Origin of the sequence: Costertonia aggregata (assembly GCF_013402795.1) — a bacterium.
GTDB lineage: Bacteria > Bacteroidota > Bacteroidia > Flavobacteriales > Flavobacteriaceae > Costertonia > Costertonia aggregata.
In genome coordinates, this window is the sequence record NZ_CP058595.1 from 411,018 (window position 1) to 435,492 (window position 24,475).

Here is a 24,475-nt window from a genome sequence, read left to right on the forward strand (position 1 = left end):
AATTGTGTTCATAACACGAAAAAAACCGAAGTACGTACACCTCGGTTTTTCTGAACTAGATAAAAATCAGTATCATCCGTTAAAAACTCCCATATTGGCATATTTTTCCATTCGGGTATTGACCAATTCTTTTGGGGATAACTTTTTTAGTTCTTCGTAATGGGAAGAAATTTTGTTTTTTACGGTCTCAAATGTTTTCTCACGGTTGCTATGCGCACCACCTGCCGGTTCGCGTACGATTTCATCTATTATTTTTAATCTTTTCATATCGGTAGCCGTAAGTTTTAAAGCTTCGGCTGCAATCTCTTTATACTCCCAGCTTCTCCAAAGGATAGACGAACAGGATTCAGGCGAGATTACGGAGTACCAGGTATTTTCCAACATCAAAACTTTATCACCAACACCTATTCCCAATGCCCCTCCTGAAGCACCTTCGCCTATGATTACAACGATGATAGGTACTTTTAGGCGTGTCATTTCCAATATATTTCTGGCAATGGCCTCGCCTTGGCCACGCTCCTCGGCCTCAATACCCGGGTAAGCTCCCGGAGTGTCGATTAAACAGACTACTGGTATATTGAACTTTTCGGCCGACTTCATTAGACGCAAGGCTTTTCTATAGCCTTCGGGATTCGCCATTCCGAAATTTCGATATTGTCGGGTCTTTGTGTTATATCCTTTTTGTTGGCCAACGAACATATAACTTTGATCACCGATTTTTCCCAGCCCACCGATCATGGCCTTATCGTCCTTGACACTTCTATCGCCATGAAGTTCTAAGAACGTATCGCCACATATCGCATTGATATAGTCTAGCGTGTAGGGCCTGTTCGGGTGTCTAGAAAGTTGCACACGTTGCCATGCGGTAAGGTTTTTATATATCTCCTTTCTGGTTTCTGCCAGTTTTTTTTCAATTTGCTTACAAGTCTCGGAAACATCTACATCACTTTCTTCCCCAATGACCATACACTTGTCCAACTGGTCTTCCAATTCCTTTATAGGCAATTCAAAATCCAAATACTCCATGAAAAATTTAGGTTTAGTTTTTATCAGCTTACAAATATAAAACTTTATGGGTATAGCTTCACGTTTGTTTTTGTCTCAATTTGTTCTTAAGGACGCCATTGGCCACCACGGTAAGCAATATAAGCAACCCACCCAAATAAAAAAGTGGGGTCATTTTTTCTGACTCACCCAAAACAATAAAAGCCAATAACATACCGTATATGGGTTCCAAATTTACCGTTAGCATTACGGTATAGGGGCTGATAAAACGCATTACTTTTACCGATGCGATAAACGCATATGCCGTGCATGCCGATGCCAAAATGAAAATATAGATCCAATCTGTATGGGCCAAACTAAAAAAATCTGTCGTAAAGCTCTGCATACCCAGCAGATATATGGTCAGGAAAACGACTCCACCAAAAAGCTCATAAAACGAAATAATAGATGGTTTTTGATGTTTGACGAGTTTACCGTTCATCAAAGAAAAAATTGCAGCTAAAAAAGAGGAAACCAACGCTAGAATAATGCCATGCAAATATTCTGTCTCCACCTGAAAGATGATATACAGGCCAACGATTACCAATATTCCAAAACATATTTCATACCAAATGATCTTCCTTTTGTATAATACCGGCTCCAAAAACGCCGTAAAAAAAGCACCGGTAGACATTGTGGCCAATGCTATTGAAACATTGGAAACCTTTATGGCCATAAAAAAAGTGACCCAGTGCAAAGCTATGACGATACCAACGAAAATCATTGTACATAGGGTTTTGACCCCTACCTTTAGCGATACTTTTTTTATCCACAGATAAACACCTATGATTAAAGATGCCAATAACATACGATACCAAACCAAAGGTAGGGCAGCTATGGAAATAAGTTTGCCCAATAAGGCCGTGAAGCCCCAAATAAAAACTATAAGATGAAGATGAAGGTAATTCTTGAGCTTATCGTTTGGCATTCTTTAATAAATAAACGCCCAAAATACCAAAAAACAAATTAGGTATTACCACGGCCCACAATGGTGGGAAACCCGATTGTTCGGCCAAAGTACCGAATACCTTATCAAAAAATATATAAATAAATGCGATACCTATCCCAAAAGCCAAATTTATTCCCATACCGCCTCTTCGCTTTACCGAGGACACGGCAACGGCAATAACGGTCAAAATAAAGGCAGATATTGGCAAAGCCCATCTTTTATATTTTACCAAAACATAGGTGTTTATATTGGAAGCCCCTTTTTTTCTTTGCGCATCAATAAAATCGTTCAACTCAAAAATGTTCTTGGTCTCGGCTATATAAGATACCGGGGTAAGGTCATCAATCTTGAAATTGAATATGGTATCCAAACGTCTTTTTGTTTCTACGATTTCCTGATTGTTTTCCAAAGTACGTTTATGGTATGAAGTAAGCCTGTAGGTACTGTCTTTTTCGACCCATCTTATGTTTGCAGCAGAAATCTTGTACTCCAACTGATCCCCATTAAAGTGTTCCAAGGTAAAATTATACCCTATTTGCCGTGCCGGATCAAAGCTACTTACATACAAATAGTCATTTTCATTCAATTGATTGAATATATTGCTGGTAACCCTGTCCGCCTTCCCCTTTTTGAGATATTCATACCTAAAGGCATTATAACCCTCGCTGGCCCTTGGCACCAAGAACATTCCCATGAAAAACATAATTGTGGCAATTATAGTGGCACCTATAAGATATGGACGTAAAAACCTACCATAAGAAACCCCTGAGCTCAGTATCGCAACAATTTCTGTATTACCGGCCAACTTTGAGGTAAAAAAAATGATGGAAAGAAATAAAAAAATAGGAAACAAAAGACTACCTATATATACCGTAAAACAAGCATAATAATATACGATTTCATTAAGCGGGGCTTCATTATCGATCATACGGCCCACTTGCTCCGCCAAATTCGCCATTATCCCTATCGGGATAAAAAGCAAAAGCATTACCGAGAAGGTGACCAGATATCGTTTTAATATGTACTTGTCAAGAATTGTCAAACTACAATCTTTTGTCCATTTGTTTTACCATAGCATCCTTCCACTCCCTAAAATCCCCAGCTAAAATATGTTTTCTTGCCGTTCGGGTCAACCAAAGATAAAAACCGAGGTTATGTATGGTCGCTATTTGTTTGCCCAAATATTCATTTGCCGCAAAAAGATGCCTTAGATAAGCTTTTGAATATTCCAAATCCACAAAAGTGATACCCATTTCATCCAAGGGGGAGAAATCATCTTCCCACTTTTTGTTTTTTATGTTGATGGTACCGTGAGCTGTAAAAAGCATGCCGTTTCTTGCATTTCGGGTAGGCATTACACAATCGAACATATCAATGCCCAGGGCTATATTTTCCAATATGTTTATGGGTGTTCCCACTCCCATGAGGTACCTGGGTTTATCTTCTGGCAATACTTCGCAGACCACATCGGTCATGGCATACATCTCTTCTGCCGGTTCCCCTACCGATAATCCCCCTATGGCATTACCTTCGGCCCCTACCCCGGCAATATATTCAGCTGATTGTCTTCGTAAATCTTTGTATGTTGAACCTTGTACTATGGGGAAAAAAGTCTGGGCATAATCGTATGCGAACGGCACCTTTTTCAAGTGGGCGATACAACGCTCTAACCACCTATGCGTCATGTGCATAGAACGTTTTGCATAGTTATATTCGCATGGGTAAGGGGTACATTCATCAAAGGCCATTATGATGTCCGCGCCTATGACACGTTGAATTTCCATTACGTTTTCGGGGGTGAACATGTGCATAGAGCCGTCGATATGCGATTTGAACTTTACCCCTTCTTCTTTGATTTTCCGGTTTCCAGACAGGGAATACACTTGATATCCACCACTATCCGTAAGAATATTCCTGTCCCAACCCATGAACTTATGAAGTCCGCCAGCCTGTTTTAAAATGGGTGTTTTAGGCCTGAGAAAAAGATGGTATGTATTTCCCAAAATGATGTCGGGATTTATTTCGTCCTTTAATTCTCTTTGATGTACCCCTTTGACCGATGCTACTGTACCCACGGGCATAAAAATAGGTGTCTCTATCTTGCCATGGTCCGTTATCATCTCCCCGGCACGGGCCTTGCTCTTAGGGTCGGTATGTTGTAAGGTAAATTTCAAATACTATGATATTAAGGTCGCAAATATAGTCAACTCCCCAGCATTACCTTCTTAACGATAAATTAAAGTTGAACAAGCCTTTTAGGCCGTTGATAAAATATGATAAATAGCCTTGTATACCCAAAAGATTGCCACTACTTTTAGACCTGCTAAAAAGTAAAAGAACTATGGCCAATATTATGGAATTAGAAAATCTTGCGACACAGGTAAGAAGAGATATTTTACGAATGGTACACAAGGTAAATTCAGGGCATCCCGGGGGTTCTTTGGGCTGTACGGAATTCTTTGTTGTACTCTACAATGAAATGATGGAGTTGAAAGATGGTTTTGACATGAATGGAATTGGAGAAGACCTTTTCTTTTTGTCCAACGGTCATATTTCCCCGGTTTTCTACAGTGTTTTGGCCAGAAAAGGATACTTTCCTATCGAAGAATTGAACACATTTAGATTAATAGATTCCCGTTTACAAGGGCACCCTACAACCCATGAGGGCCTCCCGGGCGTTCGCATAGCATCCGGCTCTCTAGGTCAGGGCATGTCGGTCGCCATTGGTGCGGCCCAAGCCAAAAAGCTCAACAAGGACAGCCATCTCATTTACTCACTGCACGGTGACGGAGAATTACAGGAAGGTCAAAATTGGGAGGCCATTATGTACGCTGCCGGAAAAAAGGTGGATAATCTTATTTGTACCATTGATTTGAACGGACAACAAATAGATGGTTCTACCGATACCGTAATGCCCATGGGAGACCTAAAAGTTAAATTTGAGGCTTTTGGTTGGGACGTGATGGAAATAAAAAATGGTAACAATATAGAAGCTGTTCTCAACGGAATGGCCGATGCCAAACAAAGAACCGGAAAGGGTAAACCGGTATGTGTGCTTTTGCATACCATAATGGGGCACGGCGTTGATTTTATGATGCACACCCACGCTTGGCATGGTAAAGCACCAAACGATGAGCAACTAGAGAATGCATTATCACAAAATGCCGAAACTTTGGGAGACTATTAGTCGTTAAACCAACTCTTAAAAGAAATTTTTAGAAATTAAAAATTTTCGCCTTTGCGAGAATGATATCAAAATATCGATTCGATGAATACATATACAGACCAAGGAAAAAATGATACAAGAAGCGGATTTGGTGCAGGGCTGACCGAATTGGGGAGAACAAACCCAAATGTGGTCGCTCTTTGTGCCGATTTGATAGGTTCCCTAAAAATGCAGGATTTTATCGATGAAAATCCTGAGCGTTTCTTTCAAGTAGGGATTGCCGAAGCCAATATGATGGGAATAGCCGCGGGTTTGACCATTGGTGGTAAAATACCGTTTACGGGAACGTTCGCCAACTTTTCCACAGGCAGGGTCTATGACCAAATACGGCAATCAATTGCGTATTCTGACAAAAATGTGAAAATATGTGCCTCGCATGCCGGTATCACTTTGGGCGAGGATGGTGCTACACACCAAATACTGGAAGATATCGGATTAATGAAAATGTTGCCCGGTATGACCGTTATAAACCCCTGTGACTATAACCAGACCAAAGCGGCGACCATCGCCATAGCCAAACATCACGGCCCAGTGTATTTACGTTTTGGAAGACCCAAAGTAGCTAACTTTACCCCCACCGACCAAAAGTTTGAAATTGGTAAAGCACTGCTATTGAACGAAGGAAAAGATGTTACCATAATCGCTACAGGACATTTGGTTTGGGAAGCTTTAAAAGCTGCAGAAACTTTAGAAAATCAAGGTGTTTCTGCTGAGGTCATAAATATCCACACCATAAAACCTCTGGATGCGGAAGCCGTGTTAAAGTCTGTTAAAAAAACAGGTTGTGTCGTAACTGCCGAAGAACATAATTATTTAGGTGGTTTGGGCGAAAGTATCTCTGGATTACTTGCTACGCAGCATCCCACGCCTCAAGAATTCGTTGCCACCCGCGATACTTTTGGTGAAAGTGGCACCCCGGACCAGTTGATGGAGAAATACGGGTTAAACAATAAAGCCATTGAACAAGCCGTTTTAAAGGTGTTGAAAAGAAAAGGCTAATCGGCATCATTTTTGACGCTTTTTATCCTCAAAAGAACACTTTGTGAAATAATATCGGTCAAAATCGTAACAAAAGGTTTTTGCCGTTGTCGTTTCATTGGAGTAATCTATAACCTTAAAATGGAACAAATGAAAAAAACACTTCTTACCGCTGTTATTGCTTTGTTGAGTATTACGGCATTTGCACAAAAAGATTCGGGATTTGGTATAAAGGCCGGTCTTAACTACAACCAAAATGGTGATTTGAATTTTAGACAGGTACAGGATGCCGGCGAAGACCTAATTTCTGGCTCTGATGGAAAAGTAGGGTATCATATCGGTTTTTTCGGCAAGCTTGATTTTCCTAAAATTTATCTACGCCCAGAGCTTATCTATACAAAGACCAAAAGTAGCTATGATATAGATGGTACAACCAATGACTATGATATTTCAAAGTTGGACCTACCTGTACTACTGGGATATAAAATTATTGGCCCGTTGAGTGTTTTTGCAGGCCCGGCTTTTCAATATACCCTTAATAACGATTTAGAAGGCCTGGAAGTGAATGATGTACAAAACGATTTTACCGTTGGTGCACAATTTGGTGTAGCGGTAAGCTTAGGAAATATTGGTGTAGATGTACGCTACGAAAGAGGCTTCTCTGAAAACGAAGCCAATTTTATCGGAAACAACGTTACCGACATTTCGGGTAGGGTAGATTCAAGACCGTCACAGATTATTTTTGGGCTATCGCTCAAATTATAATACGGATGGATGAATAAAAAAACCGAGCAATATGAACATTGCTCGGTTTTTTTATTTTACATCGTTGGCCTTAGGAATCACTATCCAAATAATCTTCTATACCATCACCATCAGTATCCGGAAAAGTGATAGTACCGTCCGCATTTATAGTTATTTCTTCTCTGGTTGGTGTGCCATCATTATCGTCATCGGCATCTTGAAAATTTGCAATCGTATCACCGTCAGAATTATCATTGGGTAAAAAACCATCACTATCCAAATCTTCTAAGATAGAAGGTATGCCATCGTTATCATGGTCAGTGTTTTCAACTATAGTCAAAACATCAAATTTGAATATCAAAGGACTATATGCAGAAATAGGCGGTCTATTCCCATTAAAAGTTGACAAACCAGATGGTATTATTATCATTCCAACTCCATAACCATCGATTTGAAATGTACCATCACTATTATCTATAATATTAGTTCCAGCAGCAGTATTGACCACACCTTCGGCAACACCTCTAAAGTCTTTATTAAAACCCTCACCAGGAAATTGAAAGCCAGGATTGTCCCACCAAACACCTGTATTTCGATCATCAAATACATCGCCATTCAATAAAGAACCTTGATATCTAACGAATGTAGAATCAGCTATGGTTGGTTTAAGTCCTTCTCCTGGTCTTGCCTCCAAATAATAATATTTATGTTCAACGTCCTGTTCTCCTTCCAATAGAAACTCAAAAGCCGAAACTTTTATGGTTTTGACCTCCACTTGATTTATCAGTGCTTCCTTATTAGAATTAGCACCCGCTATTGTGTCTATTCTAATTTTAAAATCAAAATCTTCTGGCGGGGTCTCAAACTCTTCGTAATTATAAAAATGGGTTCTTAAAAAATCTTGTATCTCAGCATCGTTTTCTGCTGCAACTTCGCTGAGCGACCTCGGAGGAACACTTTCATTATTAGGGCCATCGTCATCATTATTACAGGACCATATCATAACAGTCAGTAAAGTAAAAACAAAAAACTTGTTCAATTTCATCTTCTCTTTATTAAGGTCGGCAAGATACAATTTTCCCTTATTTTTGTTGAAGACCTTAACAAAGATTTGCAAAACCTATGCGAATAGATAAATACTTATGGAGCATACGCTGTTTCAAGACCCGTAATATTGCGACCGAGGCCTGTAAAAAAGGGCATGTAAAGGTAAACGGTCATGTGGTCAAACCCGCAAGGGAAGTATACCCTGCCGATAAAGTCATGGTCAGAAAAAATCAAATCAACTATGAGTTTACGGTATTGGACACTCCAAAAAGTAGGGTCGGCGCTAAATTGGTTGATATCTATAGAAAGGATACCACTCCCGCAAGTGCATTTGAAAACAATGAATTACTACAGTACTCAAAAGACTATTACAGAAAAAAGGGTACTGGCAGGCCTACCAAAAAAGACCGTAGGGATATTGATGATTATTTGGATGAACCCACACCCAATCCCATAAAAGACGAAGATAAATTTTCCTGATGTAAAATGATGTCCGGTTTATTTATCTTTGGTATGATAACATCATATAGCATGCAAAACAAAATATTGAACCATATACAGATTCAGCATAAGACCAACCGTATCGCCTATCAAATTTTTGAGGCCAACGTGGGCGAGAAAGAGATAATATTGGCCGGTATTGATGGTGGTGGACTTAAATTTGCAAAAAAAATACAAAATGTATTGATGACAATAACAAAGTCAGAAATCGTGTTGTGTAAGGTTAGTATGGATAAAAAAAATCCTTTACAAAGCGGTGTAGAAACATCGATCACTTCTGAAAATTATGCCCATAAGTCAGTGGTATTGGTCGACGATGTGCTCAATTCCGGTACTACATTGATTTATGGTGTGCATCATTTTCTACAAACTCCGTTAAAGCAATTAAAAACCGCCGTTTTGGTCAATAGAAACCACAAAAAGTATCCTGTGAAGGCCGATTATAAAGGCATCTCACTTTCCACCTCACTGCAGGAGCATGTTATTGTAGATTTTAAGGCCAAAAACGATGCCGTGTACCTAGATGAATAGAGACTGTATTTCGTCAACAATGGTTTTTGGTTCTTTTTTATCGCAAAGCACTTTGTATGTAGCTTGTGAGTAGTAAAAACTTCTTTCAAACAAATGTTTTCCGATAAACTCTGGTAAATCTTCGTCAGGAATATTTTTGATCAACGGCCTGTTTTCTTTTTCTTTGGACAAGCGCTGTACCAAAACGGGCAAGCTTACTTTTAAATAGAATACCGCATCTGCCTTTTCAATAATACTATCCATATTACCTGCATAACAAGGGGTTCCGCCCCCAACCGAAAGAACAAGGTCATTTTCATTATCCAAAATACACTTTAGATATTCATGTTCTTTCTTTCTGAAAAACAGCTCTCCCCGTTCTTTAAAAATTATGGGGATTTTAGAGCCTAATCGCTGTTCTATGTAGTTATCTAAATCTAAAAACTTCAATTTCATAGCATTGGCCAATAATTTAGCAACCGTACTTTTTCCACTGCCCATGTAACCGACCAACACTATTTTCATGATACATTATTTGGTAAAATTGAAACAAAACCAACAATCCTAAAAAAAAACAAATTTATCTAAAAATTGCCTTGTTAAATAAATTATAGGACTTATATTTGCACCCGCAAACGAGAAATCTTTGCACTTGAATTATGACCTGGTAGCTCAGTTGGTAGAGCATCTCCCTTTTAAGGAGAGGGTCCTGGGTTCGAGCCCCAGCCAGGTCACCAAAAGTTAAGTATTTTGCTTAACTTTTTTTGTATGTGCCAATTTCAAAACATTGCCCACGTGGCGGAATTGGTAGACGCGCTACCTTGAGGGGGTAGTGTTCTTAGGGACGTGCTGGTTCGACTCCAGTCGTGGGCACAGAGCCTTCATAATATTATGAGGGCTCTTTTTATTTCTTTCAATGCCATTTCAAACACAACAGAATTCAATATGATGGGAAGAAAGCGCACAAAAACGTCTTCCACAAATTTTAACGTTAGATTTTGACTTCACAAAAATTTAAATCGTAAATTTGTTTAACTGTTTTTAGAAAAAGATGAACAACGTTAAAAAGTTTTTTAGTATTCGTGATTTGGAGAACCTTTCAGGAATAAAGGCCCATACCATACGTATATGGGAGAAAAGATATAATCTCTTATCACCAGAAAGAACAAGTACCAACATAAGAACGTACAGTCTTAGCAGCCTTCAAAAACTTTTGAATATTACACTTTTGTATAACAACGGTTATAAAATTTCTAAAATTGCCCGGATACCCGAGAACGAAATTCCCTTGATGGTACGCGAAATAGTCGCCAAAAACAGTGTCAAGAATCATGCGATAAATGCTTTTAAATTAGCCATGATAAATTTTGACCAATCCTTGTTTTTTAGCACTTACAATAGCCTTTTGGCAGATAAATCCTTTAGGGAAATTTTTAAGGATGTCTTTATCCCACTCCTAAATGAGTTAGGCCTTTTATGGCAAACTGACACCATTAGTCCGTCCCATGAACATTTTATTACCAATCTGATCAAACAAAAAATATTTATCAATACAGAAAAGCTACAAATCATAGAGCCTACCAAAAAGGATAAAATATTTGTACTTTTCTTGCCCGAAAACGAAATACATGAAATAGGCCTGCTTTTTCTTAACTACGAAATTGTACTCAGAGGGTACAAATCAATATATCTTGGACAAACGGTACCCATTAAAAGTCTACAGGATTTACGAAAATATTATGATAATCTATATTTTGTATCTTATTTTACCGTAGAGCCCTCTAAAGATAAATTGGACAAATACATTAAGGAATTTATTAAGGAAGTAGTTGACAACGGCAATTCAAAGTTATGGGTTTTGGGTTATCAGATTCAGCATTTATCCGATAAAATTCTTCCGCACAACATGAAGACGTTCAATTCGATTCAGCAAGTAGTGAATGAACTTTAAGCATTTCTTTATCCTCTTTTACATCCCAAATGAATAAAAAAATAGTAATAATAGGTTCGGGTTTTTCTGCATTATCGGCTTCTTGCTATTTGGCAAAATCAGGTTATGATGTGTCCATTTATGAAAAAAACCACACCGTTGGTGGTAGGGCAAGACAGTTAAAAAAAGAGGGCTTTACTTTTGATATGGGCCCTAGTTGGTATTGGATGCCCGATATTTTTGATAAATTTTTTGGGGATTTTGGAAAAAAAACATCTGATTACTATCAATTGGATAAATTAAGTCCTGCCTACAAAATCATCTTTTCTGATGAAGTCATTACCATAGGCGACCAAATGGATAAAATATGTGATGAGTTTGAACGTATAGAACGAGGAAGTTCAAAACATTTGCGAAAATTTATACACAAGGCCCAGGAAAATTATGAAATCGCCATAAATAAAGTAGTCTTAAGGCCGGGACTATCCCCACTAGAGTTGGTTACCCCCGAGACCGCTGCCCGTGTAGATCAATTTTTTAAGACCATAAGTGGCGAGGTAAGAAAAAAGTTCAAAAACCCAAAACTGGTCTCCACATTGGAATTCCCAGTACTCTTCCTGGGAGCCAAACCGAACAAAACACCTTCGTTTTACAGTTTTATGAACTATGCCGATTTTGGTTTGGGTACTTGGCACCCAAAAGGGGGGATGTACCAAATTGTATTGGCCATGCAAAGTTTGGCCGCGGAGCTTGGCGTGAAAATACATGTAGACACCCCTGTTGATAAAATAACGGTAGAAAATGGAAAGGCAACGGCAATTGTGGTTCAGGGTAAAACAATATTTGCCGATGTAGTACTGAGCGGTGCAGACTATCATCATTCGGAAACATTGCTCGATAAAGAATACAGGCAATATTCTCCCGAATATTGGGACAAAAAAACATTTGCGCCATCGTCCCTTTTGTTTTATGTTGGGTTTGATAAAAAGCTACAGAATATAGAGCATCACAACCTATTTTTTGATACCGATTTTGAACGCCATGCCGAAGAAATTTATGATACCCCTAAATGGCCCAAAAATCCTTTGTTTTATGTGAATTTTCCATCGGTCACCGATACGAGTATGGCTCCCAAAAATTGTGAGACCGGCTTTTTTTTGGTTCCCATTGCTCCTGACCTTGAAGATACGCCCGAGTTGAGAAAGCAGTATTTTGATATTATTATTGACCGATTTGAACAGCGTACCTCACAAAATGTGAAAAATAATATTATATTTAAAGAGTCCTTCTGTGTGAACGATTTTGTTGAGGATTACAACTCTTACAAGGGCAATGCATACGGTATGGCGAATACATTATTACAAACGGCGTTCCTTAGACCTAAACTAAAGAGCAAAAAGGTGAAAAACCTTTTTTTTACAGGACAATTGACCGTTCCCGGCCCAGGTGTACCACCTGCATTGATTTCGGGAAAACTTGTCTCTGAGTTGATTGCTAAGAACCATCAAGTTTAGCCTATGAAACAATTATTTGACAACGTCTCCTACAATTGCAGTAAGATCGTGACAGAATCTTATAGCACCTCTTTTGCCTTGGCCACTAAAATGCTGGCAAGTTCAATACGAAGCGATATATATAACATATACGGCTTTGTTCGTTTTGCCGACGAGATCGTAGATACATTTCACGAATATGAAAAAGAGGCCTTGTTCAATAAATTTGAAACCAGCCTATACGATGCATTAAAAGACAAAATTAGCCTTAACCCCATTCTAAACTCTTTTCAGCACACCTACCATAAGTATGGCATTCCTCATGATTTGGTAGCATCGTTCATGAAAAGTATGCGTATGGACCTACATAAAAGTGACTACATTACCACAGAAGAGTATAAAGAATACATTTATGGATCTGCCGACGTTGTGGGTTTAATGTGCCTTAAGGTGTTTGTAAAAGGAGACAATGAAAAATATGAATCATTAAAAGAATCCGCCATGGCCTTGGGTTCCGCTTTTCAAAAAGTGAATTTCTTAAGGGACTTGAAGGCGGACTTCGAAGATTTGAACCGAAGTTATTTCCCGAATACGAATTTGATGGAGTTGGACGAAGATTCAAAACAACGTATCGTAAATGAAATAAAGGCAGACTTTGAAATGGGCTATTCAGGTATTGTGCAATTACCCAATGAAGCCAAATTTGGTGTTTACACAGCCTATAAGTATTATTATAAGCTGCTGAAGAAATTACAAAAAACACCGCCTTTAGAAATTAAAAACGCTCGTATTCGCGTACCCAACTATCAAAAGTTCGGCCTATTGGCAAAATCGTATGTAAATTATAAATTACAGCTAGTTTAAAAATGAAAATATTCTTTTGGATACTTATTTTTCTAGGGACTTTTTCGATTATGGAGTTTATGGCATGGTTTACCCATAAATATATCATGCACGGATTTCTATGGAGTCTCCACAAAGACCATCATCATAAAGATCATGACTCGTGGTTCGAAAGAAATGATGCCTTTTTCATTTTTTATGCCATTGTTAGCATGAGCTGTTTTTATTTTGGCAGTAACGGGTATTGGTATGCTTACCCTATTGGTTTTGGAATCATGGCCTATGGTGCAGCTTACTTTTTGGTGCACGATATTTTTATACACCAAAGGTTTAAAATATTTAGAAATGCCAATAACTGGTATGCCAAAGGTGTACGGCGTGCCCATAAAATACACCATAAACATTTAGGAAAAGAAGATGGGGAATGTTTTGGTATGCTCTTCGTACCGTTCAAGTACTTTAAAAAATAAACATGTCGCATGCCATAGTCATTGGTGCCGGAATTGGTGGCATTGCTACTGCATTGCGGCTTCGTAAAAAGGGTTACGAAGTTACCGTACTCGAAAAAAACCGGTATGCTGGAGGCAAGCTTCATGCGATAAAAGAGAACGGGTACCGGTTTGATTTGGGGCCCTCTTTGTTTACCATGCCACACTTGGTTACCGAACTTTTTGATTTATATGGAGTAAACCCTTCCGATTATTTTGAATACAAGGAAAAAAAAGTCATTTGTAATTATTTTTGGGAAGACGGTACTCGTTTTTCGGTTACTTCAAATTTGGATGATTTTATAAAAAATGCTTCCAATACTTTTGATGAACCCACTAAAAATTTATCCCAGTACATAAACAAGAACAAGAAAAAATATGACTTGACCAATACCCTTTTTCTTGAAAAATCATTACATAAAGCAAAAACATATCTATCGCTTAAAACTGTAAAAGCAATCCTGAATATTACCAGTTTAGATGTAAGTACATCACTGAACACTGTTAATAAGTCACGCTTTAAAAACCCAAAACTTGTTCAGCTGTTCAATAGATATGCCACATATAATGGTTCCTCGCCCTACAAAACCCCGGGGATAATGTCAATGATTCCACATTTGGAAATGCATTACGGTACTTTTTTTCCGAAAGGTGGCATGCATCGCATTAGCATGAGCTTATTTGAATTGGCTCTCTCACAAGGCGTAAAGTTTAACTTTGAAGAGCAGGTCAAAAAAATCAATATCATCAACGGTGTTGCTACGGGAGTAGTTTCTAATAAGGCCGATTATCGTGCAGATATGGTCGTTTCCAATATGGATGTTTTTCCGACCTATAAAAAACTATTGCAAGATGAAAAACACCCCAAGAAAGTATTGGCCCAAGAGCGCTCAAGTTCTGCACTTATTTTTTATTGGGGAATTTCCAAGGAGTTTCCCGAACTTGATTTGCACAATATACTCTTCAGCGATGCTTATAAAGATGAGTTTCAAGCAATTTTTGAGGATAAAAACTTGTATCATGACCCAACGGTATATATTAATATTACGAGTAAAGAAGAGCCCCAAGATGCCCCAAAAAATCATGAGAATTGGTTTGTTATGATAAATGCGCCTGGAAATTACGGACAAGACTGGGAGCAATTAAAAAATCAGGCGAAGACCCACATCATTTCAAAAATCAACCGAATCCTTAAAGTTGATGTGGAATCTCTGATAACGTACGAACATATTCTCACCCCGGTCGGTATCGAGAGTAACACAAGTTCATACCGGGGAGCACTTTATGGCGCTGCGAGCAACGATAAATTTGCCGCATTCTTAAGGCATCCCAATTTTTCAAATGCCATAAAAAATTTATATTTCTGTGGTGGATCAGTACATCCTGGTGGTGGTATTCCCCTTTGTCTTTTATCAGCAAAAATTGTATCTGACCTAGTTCCAAAACCTACTTTTGATGACTGATTTTTTACAGAAGCATAAAATATCTTTGTCCATAGGTATCGTATGGCTTTTCCACATTTCTGCAATTGTAGGGATCACTTTGGGAAATTTAGATTGGTTTATTGAAAAAACCCCTTTAAACTTAAGCCTCTGTTTGTTTCTTTTTATCATCACTTACCCGGTTGATAACATAAAAAAAATATTGGCATTTGCCATTTTTTTTTCGGGCGGAATGTTTGCCGAATGGTTGGGCGTTAATTATGGTGTCTTATTTGGCAATTACGAATATGGGAGCAACTTTGGCCCAAAATTGGATGGCGTACCTTATCTCATCGGAACATACTGGGCCCTGCTGACCTATATTACGGCCAGTATTTTAAATTATAGTTCGCTACAAGATTGGTTGAAAATACTCTTGGCAGCAATATTGATGGTGTTGCTCGATTTTTTTATGGAACATAGTGCGCCCATATTTGATTTTTGGAAATTTGAAGGAGGTATAGCTCCCTTGGAAAATTACATAGCTTGGTTCGGTTTGGCCCTGCTTTTTCAAATAATCTTAAAAGCTTTCAAGATACGGGGTGAGAGGTTGTTTGCAACACACTTATACTTGGCGCAACTCGTGTTCTTCATGTATTTTTATTTTTAAGATGATACCATTGGTAACGGATTCTTACCCTGCCATTTTCCAATGGATCTGTAAGGTTGAAACCTAGAGAAGAGCTCTTCTTTGTACCAATCCAATGCCCTTGTTTTTTTAATGGCGACTTGGTGTTCCTTGCTCTTATAGGCAAATGACATCAAAGACTCCGTATTTTGCCATAAGCTGAACGTTGCCATCTGTAAAAATGGTACTTCCCCAATGCCTTTTGTATAAACCAACCCTTTGTTTCGGGAAAGAGGTTGTTGTGAAACGGGAACGTATCTCCAAAACTTGAAAAATAGCTTTGGCTTTATGGTGGCCCTTGTTATTACGGCTATATATGGATTTTGCCCATCTAAGGAAGTGCTTTTCTCGAAGGGGTTGCTCCCGGCCCATTTTCCATCTGCTTTTATATTTTTCATAAAAAGCGTCCACCTTTCACAGCTTTTATGCCGGTAACGTTTCATTAGATTGGAATGTTCAAAAAAAGTATTTGCAGCAGCTTCATCTTCCCAAATTTGAAGTAAAGCGTACACCGACCAATCCGGAAAAGGATTAAAACCCTCCTTACCACTACCCATTAACTTATAGGTTTGCAGTCCCAGAGATTTTTTTAACGCTTTATGTGCAAACTGCATCATCCCAAACGCCCATAACTTATTCGAAAACCCGGAGTATCTAAAAAAGGTTATCGTAGTTATTTGAGACATCTGTATTTTTTGAGATTTATTCTGCCGAAATCAGATTATCGAGCAACGTCCTAACGGTATCATTGTCCCAGTCCGCAATGGCCGTTTGATGTACTGCTATATAACCGTTCTTATCGATAATATATGAACCAGGCGGTTTTAAGATTTCAATGGGACTTGGATTGCCTATGACTTGATAGGTTACGGGAAAATCATACCCATTCTTGGCCATAAACTCCTCTACGGGCAACCGCTCCTCATTGGTAATAATGTAAAAATCAACCTTTCCCTTATATTCGTCAAATAAGGCTTGTATATCTTTTAACTGAGCTTTTGAGGGCAAATGCCATGAGGTCCAGAATGAAATAAATACCACGGAGCCTTGTGATTGGTCAAAATTAAAAAAATTCCATTCGGCATCTTTAAGCTCCCAATTATAATTGGCAAGTTTTCCCCTGTTTTCCAGCTTTATTATGGTAGGGGAAGTAGCAAACCATCTATTCAGAAGAATTTTACTATAATCGCCCAAAGGTGTGACAAAAAAAGAAAGTACAAAGGCTATGATTAAAAGCGTATAAACTGTCTGTTTTTTCATTTAGAATGATGTGTTGCTATAAAGCTAAAAAACTCCCAAATACTATGCGGGAGTTTTTATATATAATTTTGGATTTAATTATGCGGCGTTCTCCCTTTTAATCACGTTTAAGGCAGAACCTTCATTAAACCATCCTATTTGGGCAGCATTATACGTATGGTTTGCCTTTATAGTGTCCTTGCTTCCATCGGCATGAACAACTTCTATGGTCAAAGGCGTGTCTGGGGCAAAATCGGCAATATCAACAAAATTGAAGGTATCATCCTCTTGAATAAGATCATAATCGTCCTCATTTGCGAATGTTAAGCCCAACATGCCCTGTTTTTTTAGATTGGTTTCATGAATACGGGCAAAAGACTTTACCAAAACAGCAGCTACTCCCAAGTGTCTTGGTTGCATCGCAGCATGTTCACGAGAAGAACCCTCTCCATAATTATGGTCGCCCACTACAATGGATTTTATACCAGCGGCTTTATAAGCTCTTTGTGTATCGGGAACACCTTCATACTCTCCCGTCAACTGGTTTTTTACAAAATTGGTCTTTTTGTTGAACGCATTTACGGCACCTATTAGAGTGTTGTTCGCAATATTGTCCAAATGACCGCGGAAACGTAACCACGGACCAGCCATTGAGATATGATCGGTCGTACACTTACCAAAGGCTTTTATCAATAATTTTACGCCTTGTAGCTGCTCAGGTTTCATAGGTACAAAAGGCTCCAACAACTGTAACCTTTCTGAATCGGAAGCTACTTTTACCTCAACACTTGAACCGTCTTCTTTTGGTGCCAGATAGCCAGCATCCTCGACGGCAAAACCTTTTGGGGGCAGTTCCCATCCCGTAGGCTCATCAAACTTGACTTCTTCACCATTCTCATTGATTAGTGCGTCGGTAATGGGATTAAAGTCCAATCGGCCCGAAAAAGCTATTGCAGCGGTGATTTCAGGCGATGCTACAAAGGCATGTGTATTGGGATTACCATCGGCTCGTTTTGCAAAATTTCTGTTGAAAGAATGTACAATACTGTTTTTGGGAGCGTTTTTAGGATCACTATATCTCGCCCATTGCCCAATGCATGGCCCGCATGCATTGGTAAATATTTTGGCACCCAATTTTTCAAAAGTGTCCAATATTCCATCACGTTCTGCAGTATAGCGTACCTGCTCCGATCCGGGATTTATACCCAGTTCCGCTTTCATTTTCAGTCCTTTGTCCAATGCTTGTTGTGCAATAGAGGAAGCCCTTGACAAGTCTTCATAAGATGAATTTGTACAGGAACCTATAAGACTCCACTCTACCTGCATAGGCCAATCATTGGTTTTGGCCTTCTCGGTCATATCGCTACCAACTTCGGTAGAAAGGTCTGGGGTGAACGGCCCGTTCAACAAAGGCCCCAGTTCGGATAGATTGATTTCTATTACTTGATCAAAATACTGCTCTGGATTGGCATACACCTCTGCATCTGCCGTTAAATATTCTTTTACCGTATTGGCGGCATCGGCCACATCGGCCCTGTCCGTTGCACGTAAATAGCGTTCCATTGATTCGTCATACCCAAAAGTAGACGTCGTAGCACCTATTTCAGCGCCCATGTTACAAATAGTTCCCTTACCTGTACAAGATAATGCTATGGCACCGGGTCCAAAATATTCTACGATAGCGCCCGTACCACCTTTTACGGTAAGAATTTCGGCAACTTTGAGAATAACGTCTTTAGGTGCGGTCCATCCAGAAATGGTACCGGTCAATTTCACCCCGATCAGTTTAGGGAATTTGAGTTCCCAGGCCATGCCTGCCATAACATCCACGGCATCTGCCCCTCCTACTCCAATGGCTACCATCCCCAAACCACCTGCATTTACAGTATGCGAATCGGTTCCTATCATCATACCGCCGGGAAATGCATAATTTTCCAATACTACTTGGTGTATGATACCTGCACCGGGTTTCCAAAAACCGATTCCGTATTTATTGGAAACCGACTCCAAAAAATCAAAAACCTCTGCACTCGTGCTGTTTGCCGATTTTAAATCTGCTTCCGCACCGCTTTTGGCTTGTATCAAATGGTCACAATGCACAGTGGTAGGCACCGCAACTTTAGGTTTGCCCGCTTGCATGAACTGTAGTAGGGCCATTTGCGCCGTAGCATCTTGACATGCGATACGATCCGGAGCAAAATCAACATAATCCTTGCCTCTTGTGAACGCTTTGGTAGGATTACCGTCCCAAAGGTGGGAATACAAAATTTTCTCTGAAAGGGTCAAAGGCTTTCCAACTACTTCGCGCGCCTTATCAACACGCTCGGCCATGTTGGCATATACCTTCTTTATCATATCGATATCAAATGCCATTATTGAATTATTTTAGGTTATTGCAATTCTGTAAAATTAAGAAAATACTAGGGGCAAATAAAATTTTTGAACAGGGATTACGCCTAAATTCACCGATTCACAAAAAACGTATCGGAATTTCTCATCATCTAAAAGAAATACATGGGATTACTAATGTACAATTTTATCTTTTGTACATGCCCTAAATCTATTTAAAGAAGATGGTCCACTATCTGCTCTTCGGAAATTCCTTCCGCTTCCGCTTTGTAGTTTTTTATGATTCGATGTCGAAGTATGCCCATGGCTATGGCTTTCACATCATCGATATCCGGAGAAAATTTACCGTGTATCGCCGCATGTGCCTTTGCGGCCAAGACAAGATTTTGCGATGCTCGTGGCCCTGCGCCCCAATCGATATATTGTTTTACGTAGTCCGAAGCAGTGTCCAAATTGGGTCTTGTTGAGTTGACCAATCTCACCGCATATTCCACTACGTTATTGGGTACGGGTATTCTACGCACCAAATGTTGTACCTCTAAAATTTCTTGTGCATTGAACAAAGGGGCTATGGTTACCACATCATCTGAAGTTGTGTTTTTTACAACTTGCATCTCTTCTTCAACTGACGGATATTTTAATTCTATAGCGAACATAAACCTATCTAACTGTGCTTCTGGCAAAGGATAGGTACCTTCCTGTTCAATAGGGTTTTGGGTAGCCAGAACAAAATAAGGCAGTTCTAACTTATATTGTTGACCAGCAATGGTCACCGCTCTTTCCTGCATGGCCTCCAAAAGTGCCGCTTGGGTTTTTGGCGGTGTCCTGTTTATTTCATCGGCTAAAATGATATTGGAGAAAATAGGTCCTTTTATGAATTTGAAATTTCTGTTTTGGTCCAAGACTTCACTACCCAAAATATCACTTGGCATTAAATCTGGCGTAAACTGAATTCTTTTAAAATCAAGACCAAGGGTTTGGGCTATGGTATTTACCATTAAGGTTTTAGCCAACCCCGGTACGCCTATCAAAAGTGAATGGCCACCGGTATAAATCGATAAAAGTATCTGATCAATTACGGTTTCTTGACCTATGATGACCTTGGCGATTTCAGTTTTTAGGGCAACATGTTTTTCTACAAGTTGATTTATGGCGGTTACGTCTGACATGTATTTATTCCTTTACCCAGTCGTTTGCAAAATCACAGTCTCTTTTCTCCTCGTTCACGCTTATATAGGTGTCTTCAATATGTATGTCCATCCATTCCTTAATGGCGTTGAACTGTTTTTCCCTTTTGGCCAGTTCTTGGATCTTTAAATAATCTTGGGCAAAATCAGCAACATGCTCATCATACCTATTGGTAATCTTGTAGATTTTGTATTTGATACCTCCCCTTGGGTCCTCTTCCATTATCGGGTATGATATTTCGTTATCCTTTAGGTTACGTACTTGATTATAGAGTGTGGGGTCCATTTTTGTAAGTTCAAAACGCGCACTAAAATCTTGCGGGTTCCGAAGAACGCCACCGTCAAACTTAGTCTCTTTCTCGTCAGAAAAATTTAAGGCGGCCTCTGCGAACGTAAAATCTCCGTTGTTTACCTTGACCCGTATACTATCTAGCTCAGACTTTGCAGCCTCTTTGGCACTTTCGGGCACTTCGGGAGAAATTATAATGTGACGAATATCACGCTCCTGACCCCTAACTTTTTCGACAAGCATGATATGGTACCCATATTCGGTCTCAAAAGGTTCGGATATTTCCCCTTCTTGCAGTCTATACGCCACATCCATAAACTCCTTTACAAAAGCGGTATTCTTGTTTATGGCATAAAAGCCTCCGTTTGCTTTTGAGCCTTCATCTTCTGAATACAAAATGGCCTTTATCTTAAAACTAGCATCGTTTTCTTGAATATCAGCTTTTATGGTATTCAATTTATCGATTACCTTTTGTTTTTCTTCCTCGGTCGCCTTGGGGATTTTCACTATTTGCGATATTTCTAGCTCTGCACCAAATACAGGCCTTTCATCCTTTGGTATCTTATTGAAAAATTGCCTTACTTCCTCTGGCGTAATTTCAATGTCGCTGACTACGGAAGCTTGCATTTTTTCAGAAAGCATTCTGAGTTTGTTTATTTCAAAAAGGTCTTCCCGTAGTTCCTGTTCGTTTTCCTTTCTATAGAATTTCAATAATTTTTCCATGGAACCTATTTGGGAAACGAAAGATTGTAGCTGCCTGTCAATATTCGCATTTACTTCATCGTCAGAGACCAAAAGACTGTCTTGCACTGCTTGATGGGCATACAAACGGTCTTCCATAAGTTTGCCCAAAAGACTACATTTTGTTATATCTTCGGTCGACACCCCTTGGCTTTTTAAATCGATATAGGTTTTTTCAATATCCGAATCCAAAATCACATAGTCGCCCACTACGGCTGCCACACCATCCAATTTAATCTTTTTGAAATTTTGAACGGTGTCTTTTTCAATATCCAAACTAGCTTCCAGTTCAGGTTCCTCAGGGACCTTGGGGATACTATCGTTTTCTTGTGATGTAGCAACCATAGAGACCAATAGGGCCAGTCCTAAAATGATTTTATTCATTCTGTTCATATATTTCAAACTCTTTTTCTTTAATAGCTTCATCAATGATCTCGGTTTCCAATTTTCGGGTATATTTCAACCTTCTCCGGTTCAAAAGTACTTCTTTTATGGTAGGTTTGATATAGGAAAGTGGTGCTATATCGTTCACGTTGAGCACATCGGTAACCTTCGCCAAATATACCCCTATTGAATCCTGCAATTCAAAAAATTGTGATTTTTTTAAGTACTTATCCTCGTTTTCAAAGGTCAATGGCGGTATTTCATCAATAATCCTGGCAGAAGATATCCAAATGGAATCATTAAAGTTAAGTTTGCGAAATTGTACCGATATCGAGTCCAAATACGCAATATCTTTCGCTTTGAAACTTTTGATTTTGGAGATGACCTCATTTTTGTTCAAAAACTGCATAGGCAGTTCAACAAACCTAATCTTTACCAATTTTTCCTTTAATCTAAAATTCTCCTTTTGGACATCGTAAAAATCGCTTAATTGAGAGCCGCTCACCGTTGTGTCCTGCGATTGTTGCACTAAGGCCTCTTTATAGGCCCTTGTGTACAAATCTGTCCTGTAATCGTTGACCAATCTGTCAAACTCTGCCAACCTTTCCTCGGGGAGGTTGATCTTTGCTTTTGAGAGCAGAAGCTGTCTACTCGCCCAATTGTTTATGTAATTGGTCACGAACGAGACACTGTCGGATTTTGATATTTTGGAATTCAACAAAGGTGCTATGTCTTCCTTATACAAAAACGTATCACCTACCCTTGCAATGGCTTCCCTATTATCCTTGTCGGCACATGAAAACACCAGTGCAAACAGTGTCAAGAAAAGTATACTTGAGTAATATTTTTTTATCAGAGACATCTGGCAAAAATAACAATAAGATTAGGGTGTGCAAACCATACAAAGATTGATTAACACATTTTTAGCGTCACAAATCATATTTTGCTACATTAGTGCAATAAACCAAGAATCAGTTACACTGTGAACAGAAAAATTAAATTGATTTGGGACTTTAAAGGTCCTGCGGCTGAAAAAACCGCCCAGCACCATGAAAAACATCTGAAAGAGTATATTGATATGGAAAACCTGGATGTTAAGATCACTGGCCATAAAAAATTAAGTGACATGCATAGTATTGCTTTTATGGTGGTGAACGAATCTAAAATGATAACGGTACGAGACGCCCTAAAACCCCATCGAGGCGAAGTTCACGAAACTACTTCCCCATAACAGCGATTTATGGCTATTCCGCTTTAAAAATAAATGAGCTCAATAAATATAAAATGAAAAATTATGTCCTTTGCGTTTTTGTGATTTTTACAGCGATAATTTCCTGTGATACTGCAAAAGGGCACAAAAACCCCCTACAACAGGTATTGTCGTCTGATAACCCTAAGATAAAACGGGTAATGGACAGTATTGGCCAACATGAAGTCCAAATCATATATACTCAAATAGACAGGAAAGAGGGGCGGGTACATTTTACCGATTTTGAATTTCAGGTAAATTCGTCACAATATTTTTATCCTGCCAGTACGGTGAAATTTCCCGTAGCGCTACTAGCCCTCTCCAAATTGAACCAAATGGAACATATGGATAGAAACACCCGTTTTTACATTGAGGGCGATACGGTAGAGACCACCTTCGCCGCAGAGATCCAAAAAATTTTCGCGGTAAGCGACAATGAGGCCTATAATCGGCTTTTTGAATTTTTGGGACAGGATTATATCAATGATAAGTTAAGTGAAAAAGCCTTCGGACCCATTCGTATTTCCCATCGCTTATCCGCACCAAATGCAGATGAAATAACCACGAAACCTCTGGTTATTTATGAAAATGACAGTACCACCACGATAACCGCCCCAATAATAAACACATCGGCAAAAGCATTGACATTAAACGGAACCGAAAAAGGAAAAGGATTTTACTCAGATGGCGAACTGGTAGACGAAGCGTTTGACTTTAGCCTCAAAAATCATTACCCAATACGTACGCAACACCAATTTTTGAAAACTGTAATGTTTCCTGAGCAGTTTACACCGGACCAAAAAATAAACTTGCGCGATGATCAACTCGAATTCGTGCATAAAGCTATGCACAAACTACCAAAAAAAATGGGCTACGACCCAGAAACCTATTATGATGGGTATTGTAAATTCTTCATATATGGCGATACAAAGAATGATATCCCCGAGCATATAAAAATATATAACAAAGTAGGTGACGCCTACGGTACACTTACGGACTGCGCCTATGTAAAGGATACCAAAAACGATGTGGAATTTATGTTGACCGCCACGATTCTGGTAAACAAAGACGGTATTTTCAACGATGACGCTTATGAATACGATGAAATAGGCTTTCCTTTTTTAGCGGAATTGGGGAGAGAAATCCACCAACTTGAAATAGACCGAAAAAAATAG

The 24,475-nt window shown here is 39.1% G+C and carries 25 protein-coding genes and 2 tRNA genes; 15 read left to right on the forward strand and 12 right to left on the reverse strand.

The window, feature by feature from the left end; genetic code table 11:
* Window positions 1-72: 72 nt before the first annotated feature.
* From HYG79_RS01905 to tgt, 4 genes are read right to left on the reverse strand one after another with little or no spacing between them, the layout of a single operon-like run.
* On the reverse strand, window positions 73-1,026 hold the full coding sequence (locus HYG79_RS01905) for an acetyl-CoA carboxylase carboxyltransferase subunit alpha (RefSeq protein ID WP_179240486.1): 954 nt from the start codon (window positions 1,024-1,026) through the stop codon (window positions 73-75).
* Between the two features lie 58 nt (window positions 1,027-1,084).
* On the reverse strand, window positions 1,085-1,972 hold the full coding sequence (locus tag HYG79_RS01910) for a DMT family transporter (protein ID WP_179240487.1): 888 nt from the start codon (window positions 1,970-1,972) through the stop codon (window positions 1,085-1,087).
* Window positions 1,959-3,035 (reverse strand): LptF/LptG family permease, encoded by a 1,077-nt coding sequence (locus HYG79_RS01915; RefSeq protein ID WP_179240488.1) that lies wholly within the window; start codon window positions 3,033-3,035, stop codon window positions 1,959-1,961. Before HYG79_RS01915 ends, HYG79_RS01910 begins: the two co-directional genes overlap by 14 nt.
* Window position 3,036: 1 nt before the next feature.
* Window positions 3,037-4,167 carry a tRNA guanosine(34) transglycosylase Tgt gene (tgt, locus tag HYG79_RS01920; protein WP_179240489.1) on the reverse strand — a complete coding sequence of 377 codons (1,131 nt, stop codon included), beginning with the start codon at window positions 4,165-4,167 and terminating at the stop codon, window positions 3,037-3,039.
* Between the two features lie 167 nt (window positions 4,168-4,334).
* Between tgt and HYG79_RS01925 the strand changes: the two genes are divergently transcribed.
* The 3 genes from HYG79_RS01925 (at window position 4,335) to HYG79_RS01935 (ending at window position 6,962) form a co-directional block, all read left to right on the forward strand.
* Entirely contained in the window at window positions 4,335-5,180 is an 846-nt protein-coding gene (locus tag HYG79_RS01925) for a transketolase (protein WP_179240490.1), read from the forward strand.
* An 81-nt stretch (window positions 5,181-5,261) separates the two neighbouring features.
* The gene (locus HYG79_RS01930; protein ID WP_179240491.1) at window positions 5,262-6,218 is read left to right on the forward strand and encodes a transketolase family protein; all 957 of its coding nucleotides are present in this window, start codon (window positions 5,262-5,264) and stop codon (window positions 6,216-6,218) included.
* Between the two features lie 129 nt (window positions 6,219-6,347).
* On the forward strand, window positions 6,348-6,962 hold the full coding sequence (locus tag HYG79_RS01935) for an outer membrane beta-barrel protein (protein WP_179240492.1): 615 nt from the start codon (window positions 6,348-6,350) through the stop codon (window positions 6,960-6,962).
* Between the two features lie 70 nt (window positions 6,963-7,032).
* On the opposite strand, the gene HYG79_RS01940 is transcribed toward HYG79_RS01935, so the two are convergent.
* Complete coding sequence (locus HYG79_RS01940; RefSeq protein WP_179240493.1) at window positions 7,033-7,986, reverse strand: FKBP-type peptidyl-prolyl cis-trans isomerase; 954 nt, start codon at window positions 7,984-7,986, stop codon at window positions 7,033-7,035.
* Window positions 7,987-8,063: 77 nt separating this feature from the next.
* Between HYG79_RS01940 and HYG79_RS01945 the strand changes: the two genes are divergently transcribed.
* Both HYG79_RS01945 and HYG79_RS01950 read left to right on the forward strand, forming a co-directional pair.
* Window positions 8,064-8,468: an RNA-binding S4 domain-containing protein gene (locus HYG79_RS01945; RefSeq protein WP_179240494.1), complete on the forward strand. Its 405-nt coding sequence runs from the start codon at window positions 8,064-8,066 to the stop codon at window positions 8,466-8,468.
* A gap of 51 nt (window positions 8,469-8,519) precedes the next feature.
* Window positions 8,520-9,020: a phosphoribosyltransferase family protein gene (locus HYG79_RS01950; RefSeq protein ID WP_179240495.1), complete on the forward strand. Its 501-nt coding sequence runs from the start codon at window positions 8,520-8,522 to the stop codon at window positions 9,018-9,020.
* Here HYG79_RS01950 and HYG79_RS01955 read toward each other — a convergent pair.
* Window positions 9,009-9,524 carry a shikimate kinase gene (locus HYG79_RS01955; protein WP_179240496.1) on the reverse strand — a complete coding sequence of 172 codons (516 nt, stop codon included), beginning with the start codon at window positions 9,522-9,524 and terminating at the stop codon, window positions 9,009-9,011. The genes HYG79_RS01950 and HYG79_RS01955 overlap by 12 nt on opposite strands.
* A gap of 136 nt (window positions 9,525-9,660) precedes the next feature.
* On the opposite strand from HYG79_RS01955, the gene HYG79_RS01960 reads away from it, so the two are divergent.
* From HYG79_RS01960 to HYG79_RS01995, 8 genes are all read left to right on the forward strand, one after another.
* Window positions 9,661-9,736: transfer RNA gene (locus HYG79_RS01960), tRNA-Lys, on the forward strand.
* 52 nt (window positions 9,737-9,788) lie between these two features.
* Window positions 9,789-9,872 (forward strand) — tRNA-Leu (locus HYG79_RS01965).
* 178 nt (window positions 9,873-10,050) lie between these two features.
* The gene (locus HYG79_RS01970) at window positions 10,051-10,950 is read left to right on the forward strand and encodes a MerR family transcriptional regulator (RefSeq protein WP_179240497.1); all 900 of its coding nucleotides are present in this window, start codon (window positions 10,051-10,053) and stop codon (window positions 10,948-10,950) included.
* A gap of 29 nt (window positions 10,951-10,979) precedes the next feature.
* Entirely contained in the window at window positions 10,980-12,443 is a 1,464-nt protein-coding gene (locus HYG79_RS01975) for a phytoene desaturase family protein (RefSeq protein WP_179240498.1), read from the forward strand.
* 3 nt (window positions 12,444-12,446) lie between these two features.
* The gene (locus HYG79_RS01980; protein ID WP_179240499.1) at window positions 12,447-13,286 is read left to right on the forward strand and encodes a phytoene/squalene synthase family protein; all 840 of its coding nucleotides are present in this window, start codon (window positions 12,447-12,449) and stop codon (window positions 13,284-13,286) included.
* A gap of 2 nt (window positions 13,287-13,288) precedes the next feature.
* Window positions 13,289-13,735, forward strand: a complete 447-nt coding sequence (locus HYG79_RS01985) for a sterol desaturase family protein (RefSeq protein ID WP_179240500.1) — start codon at window positions 13,289-13,291, stop codon at window positions 13,733-13,735.
* A gap of 2 nt (window positions 13,736-13,737) precedes the next feature.
* On the forward strand, window positions 13,738-15,216 hold the full coding sequence (gene crtD / locus HYG79_RS01990) for a 1-hydroxycarotenoid 3,4-desaturase CrtD (protein ID WP_179240501.1): 1,479 nt from the start codon (window positions 13,738-13,740) through the stop codon (window positions 15,214-15,216).
* Window positions 15,209-15,844: a carotenoid biosynthesis protein gene (locus tag HYG79_RS01995; RefSeq protein ID WP_179240502.1), complete on the forward strand. Its 636-nt coding sequence runs from the start codon at window positions 15,209-15,211 to the stop codon at window positions 15,842-15,844. Before crtD ends, HYG79_RS01995 begins: the two co-directional genes overlap by 8 nt.
* On the opposite strand, the gene HYG79_RS02000 is transcribed toward HYG79_RS01995, so the two are convergent.
* The 6 genes from HYG79_RS02000 to HYG79_RS02025 form a co-directional block, all read right to left on the reverse strand.
* Window positions 15,841-16,548, reverse strand: a complete 708-nt coding sequence (locus HYG79_RS02000; RefSeq protein ID WP_179240503.1) for a DUF3291 domain-containing protein — start codon at window positions 16,546-16,548, stop codon at window positions 15,841-15,843. The two genes, HYG79_RS01995 and HYG79_RS02000, sit on opposite strands and share 4 nt — an antisense overlap.
* A gap of 16 nt (window positions 16,549-16,564) precedes the next feature.
* Window positions 16,565-17,122, reverse strand: a complete 558-nt coding sequence (locus HYG79_RS02005) for a TlpA family protein disulfide reductase (RefSeq protein ID WP_179240504.1) — start codon at window positions 17,120-17,122, stop codon at window positions 16,565-16,567.
* A gap of 78 nt (window positions 17,123-17,200) precedes the next feature.
* Complete coding sequence (locus HYG79_RS02010) at window positions 17,201-19,474, reverse strand: aconitate hydratase (protein ID WP_179240505.1); 2,274 nt, start codon at window positions 19,472-19,474, stop codon at window positions 17,201-17,203.
* Between the two features lie 191 nt (window positions 19,475-19,665).
* Window positions 19,666-20,619 (reverse strand): AAA family ATPase, encoded by a 954-nt coding sequence (locus tag HYG79_RS02015; protein WP_179240506.1) that lies wholly within the window; start codon window positions 20,617-20,619, stop codon window positions 19,666-19,668.
* Window positions 20,620-20,623: 4 nt separating this feature from the next.
* Window positions 20,624-22,060, reverse strand: coding sequence for a peptidylprolyl isomerase (locus HYG79_RS02020; protein ID WP_394367018.1), 1,437 nt, complete (start codon window positions 22,058-22,060; stop codon window positions 20,624-20,626).
* Window positions 22,044-22,913: a peptidyl-prolyl cis-trans isomerase gene (locus HYG79_RS02025; RefSeq protein WP_179240508.1), complete on the reverse strand. Its 870-nt coding sequence runs from the start codon at window positions 22,911-22,913 to the stop codon at window positions 22,044-22,046. Before HYG79_RS02025 ends, HYG79_RS02020 begins: the two co-directional genes overlap by 17 nt.
* 120 nt (window positions 22,914-23,033) lie before the next feature.
* Between HYG79_RS02025 and HYG79_RS02030 the strand changes: the two genes are divergently transcribed.
* The gene (locus HYG79_RS02030; protein WP_179240509.1) at window positions 23,034-23,282 is read left to right on the forward strand and encodes a hypothetical protein; all 249 of its coding nucleotides are present in this window, start codon (window positions 23,034-23,036) and stop codon (window positions 23,280-23,282) included.
* A 53-nt stretch (window positions 23,283-23,335) separates the two neighbouring features.
* Window positions 23,336-24,475, forward strand: coding sequence for a serine hydrolase (locus HYG79_RS02035; RefSeq protein ID WP_179240510.1), 1,140 nt, complete (start codon window positions 23,336-23,338; stop codon window positions 24,473-24,475).

Excerpts from the sequence above, each read along its gene's own strand:
- HYG79_RS01905 (WP_179240486.1), bottom strand. The coding sequence starts at position 1,026 with ATGGAGTATTTGGATTTTGAATTGCCTATAAAGGAATTGGAAGACCAG.
- HYG79_RS01910 (WP_179240487.1), bottom strand. The coding sequence starts at position 1,972 with ATGCCAAACGATAAGCTCAAGAATTACCTTCATCTTCATCTTATAGTT.
- HYG79_RS01925 (WP_179240490.1), top strand. The coding sequence starts at position 4,335 with ATGGCCAATATTATGGAATTAGAAAATCTTGCGACACAGGTAAGAAGA.
- HYG79_RS01930 (WP_179240491.1), top strand. The coding sequence starts at position 5,262 with ATGAATACATATACAGACCAAGGAAAAAATGATACAAGAAGCGGATTT.
- HYG79_RS01935 (WP_179240492.1), top strand. The coding sequence starts at position 6,348 with ATGAAAAAAACACTTCTTACCGCTGTTATTGCTTTGTTGAGTATTACG.
- HYG79_RS01940 (WP_179240493.1), bottom strand. The coding sequence starts at position 7,986 with ATGAAATTGAACAAGTTTTTTGTTTTTACTTTACTGACTGTTATGATA.
- HYG79_RS01945 (WP_179240494.1), top strand. The coding sequence starts at position 8,064 with ATGCGAATAGATAAATACTTATGGAGCATACGCTGTTTCAAGACCCGT.
- HYG79_RS01950 (WP_179240495.1), top strand. The coding sequence starts at position 8,520 with ATGCAAAACAAAATATTGAACCATATACAGATTCAGCATAAGACCAAC.
- HYG79_RS01955 (WP_179240496.1), bottom strand. The coding sequence starts at position 9,524 with ATGAAAATAGTGTTGGTCGGTTACATGGGCAGTGGAAAAAGTACGGTT.
- HYG79_RS01970 (WP_179240497.1), top strand. The coding sequence starts at position 10,051 with ATGAACAACGTTAAAAAGTTTTTTAGTATTCGTGATTTGGAGAACCTT.
- HYG79_RS01975 (WP_179240498.1), top strand. The coding sequence starts at position 10,980 with ATGAATAAAAAAATAGTAATAATAGGTTCGGGTTTTTCTGCATTATCG.
- HYG79_RS01980 (WP_179240499.1), top strand. The coding sequence starts at position 12,447 with ATGAAACAATTATTTGACAACGTCTCCTACAATTGCAGTAAGATCGTG.
- HYG79_RS01985 (WP_179240500.1), top strand. The coding sequence starts at position 13,289 with ATGAAAATATTCTTTTGGATACTTATTTTTCTAGGGACTTTTTCGATT.
- crtD (WP_179240501.1), top strand. The coding sequence starts at position 13,738 with ATGTCGCATGCCATAGTCATTGGTGCCGGAATTGGTGGCATTGCTACT.
- HYG79_RS01995 (WP_179240502.1), top strand. The coding sequence starts at position 15,209 with ATGACTGATTTTTTACAGAAGCATAAAATATCTTTGTCCATAGGTATC.
- HYG79_RS02000 (WP_179240503.1), bottom strand. The coding sequence starts at position 16,548 with ATGTCTCAAATAACTACGATAACCTTTTTTAGATACTCCGGGTTTTCG.
- HYG79_RS02005 (WP_179240504.1), bottom strand. The coding sequence starts at position 17,122 with ATGAAAAAACAGACAGTTTATACGCTTTTAATCATAGCCTTTGTACTT.
- HYG79_RS02010 (WP_179240505.1), bottom strand. The coding sequence starts at position 19,474 with ATGGCATTTGATATCGATATGATAAAGAAGGTATATGCCAACATGGCC.
- HYG79_RS02015 (WP_179240506.1), bottom strand. The coding sequence starts at position 20,619 with ATGTCAGACGTAACCGCCATAAATCAACTTGTAGAAAAACATGTTGCC.
- HYG79_RS02020 (WP_394367018.1), bottom strand. The coding sequence starts at position 22,060 with ATGAACAGAATGAATAAAATCATTTTAGGACTGGCCCTATTGGTCTCT.
- HYG79_RS02025 (WP_179240508.1), bottom strand. The coding sequence starts at position 22,913 with ATGTCTCTGATAAAAAAATATTACTCAAGTATACTTTTCTTGACACTG.
- HYG79_RS02035 (WP_179240510.1), top strand. The coding sequence starts at position 23,336 with ATGAAAAATTATGTCCTTTGCGTTTTTGTGATTTTTACAGCGATAATT.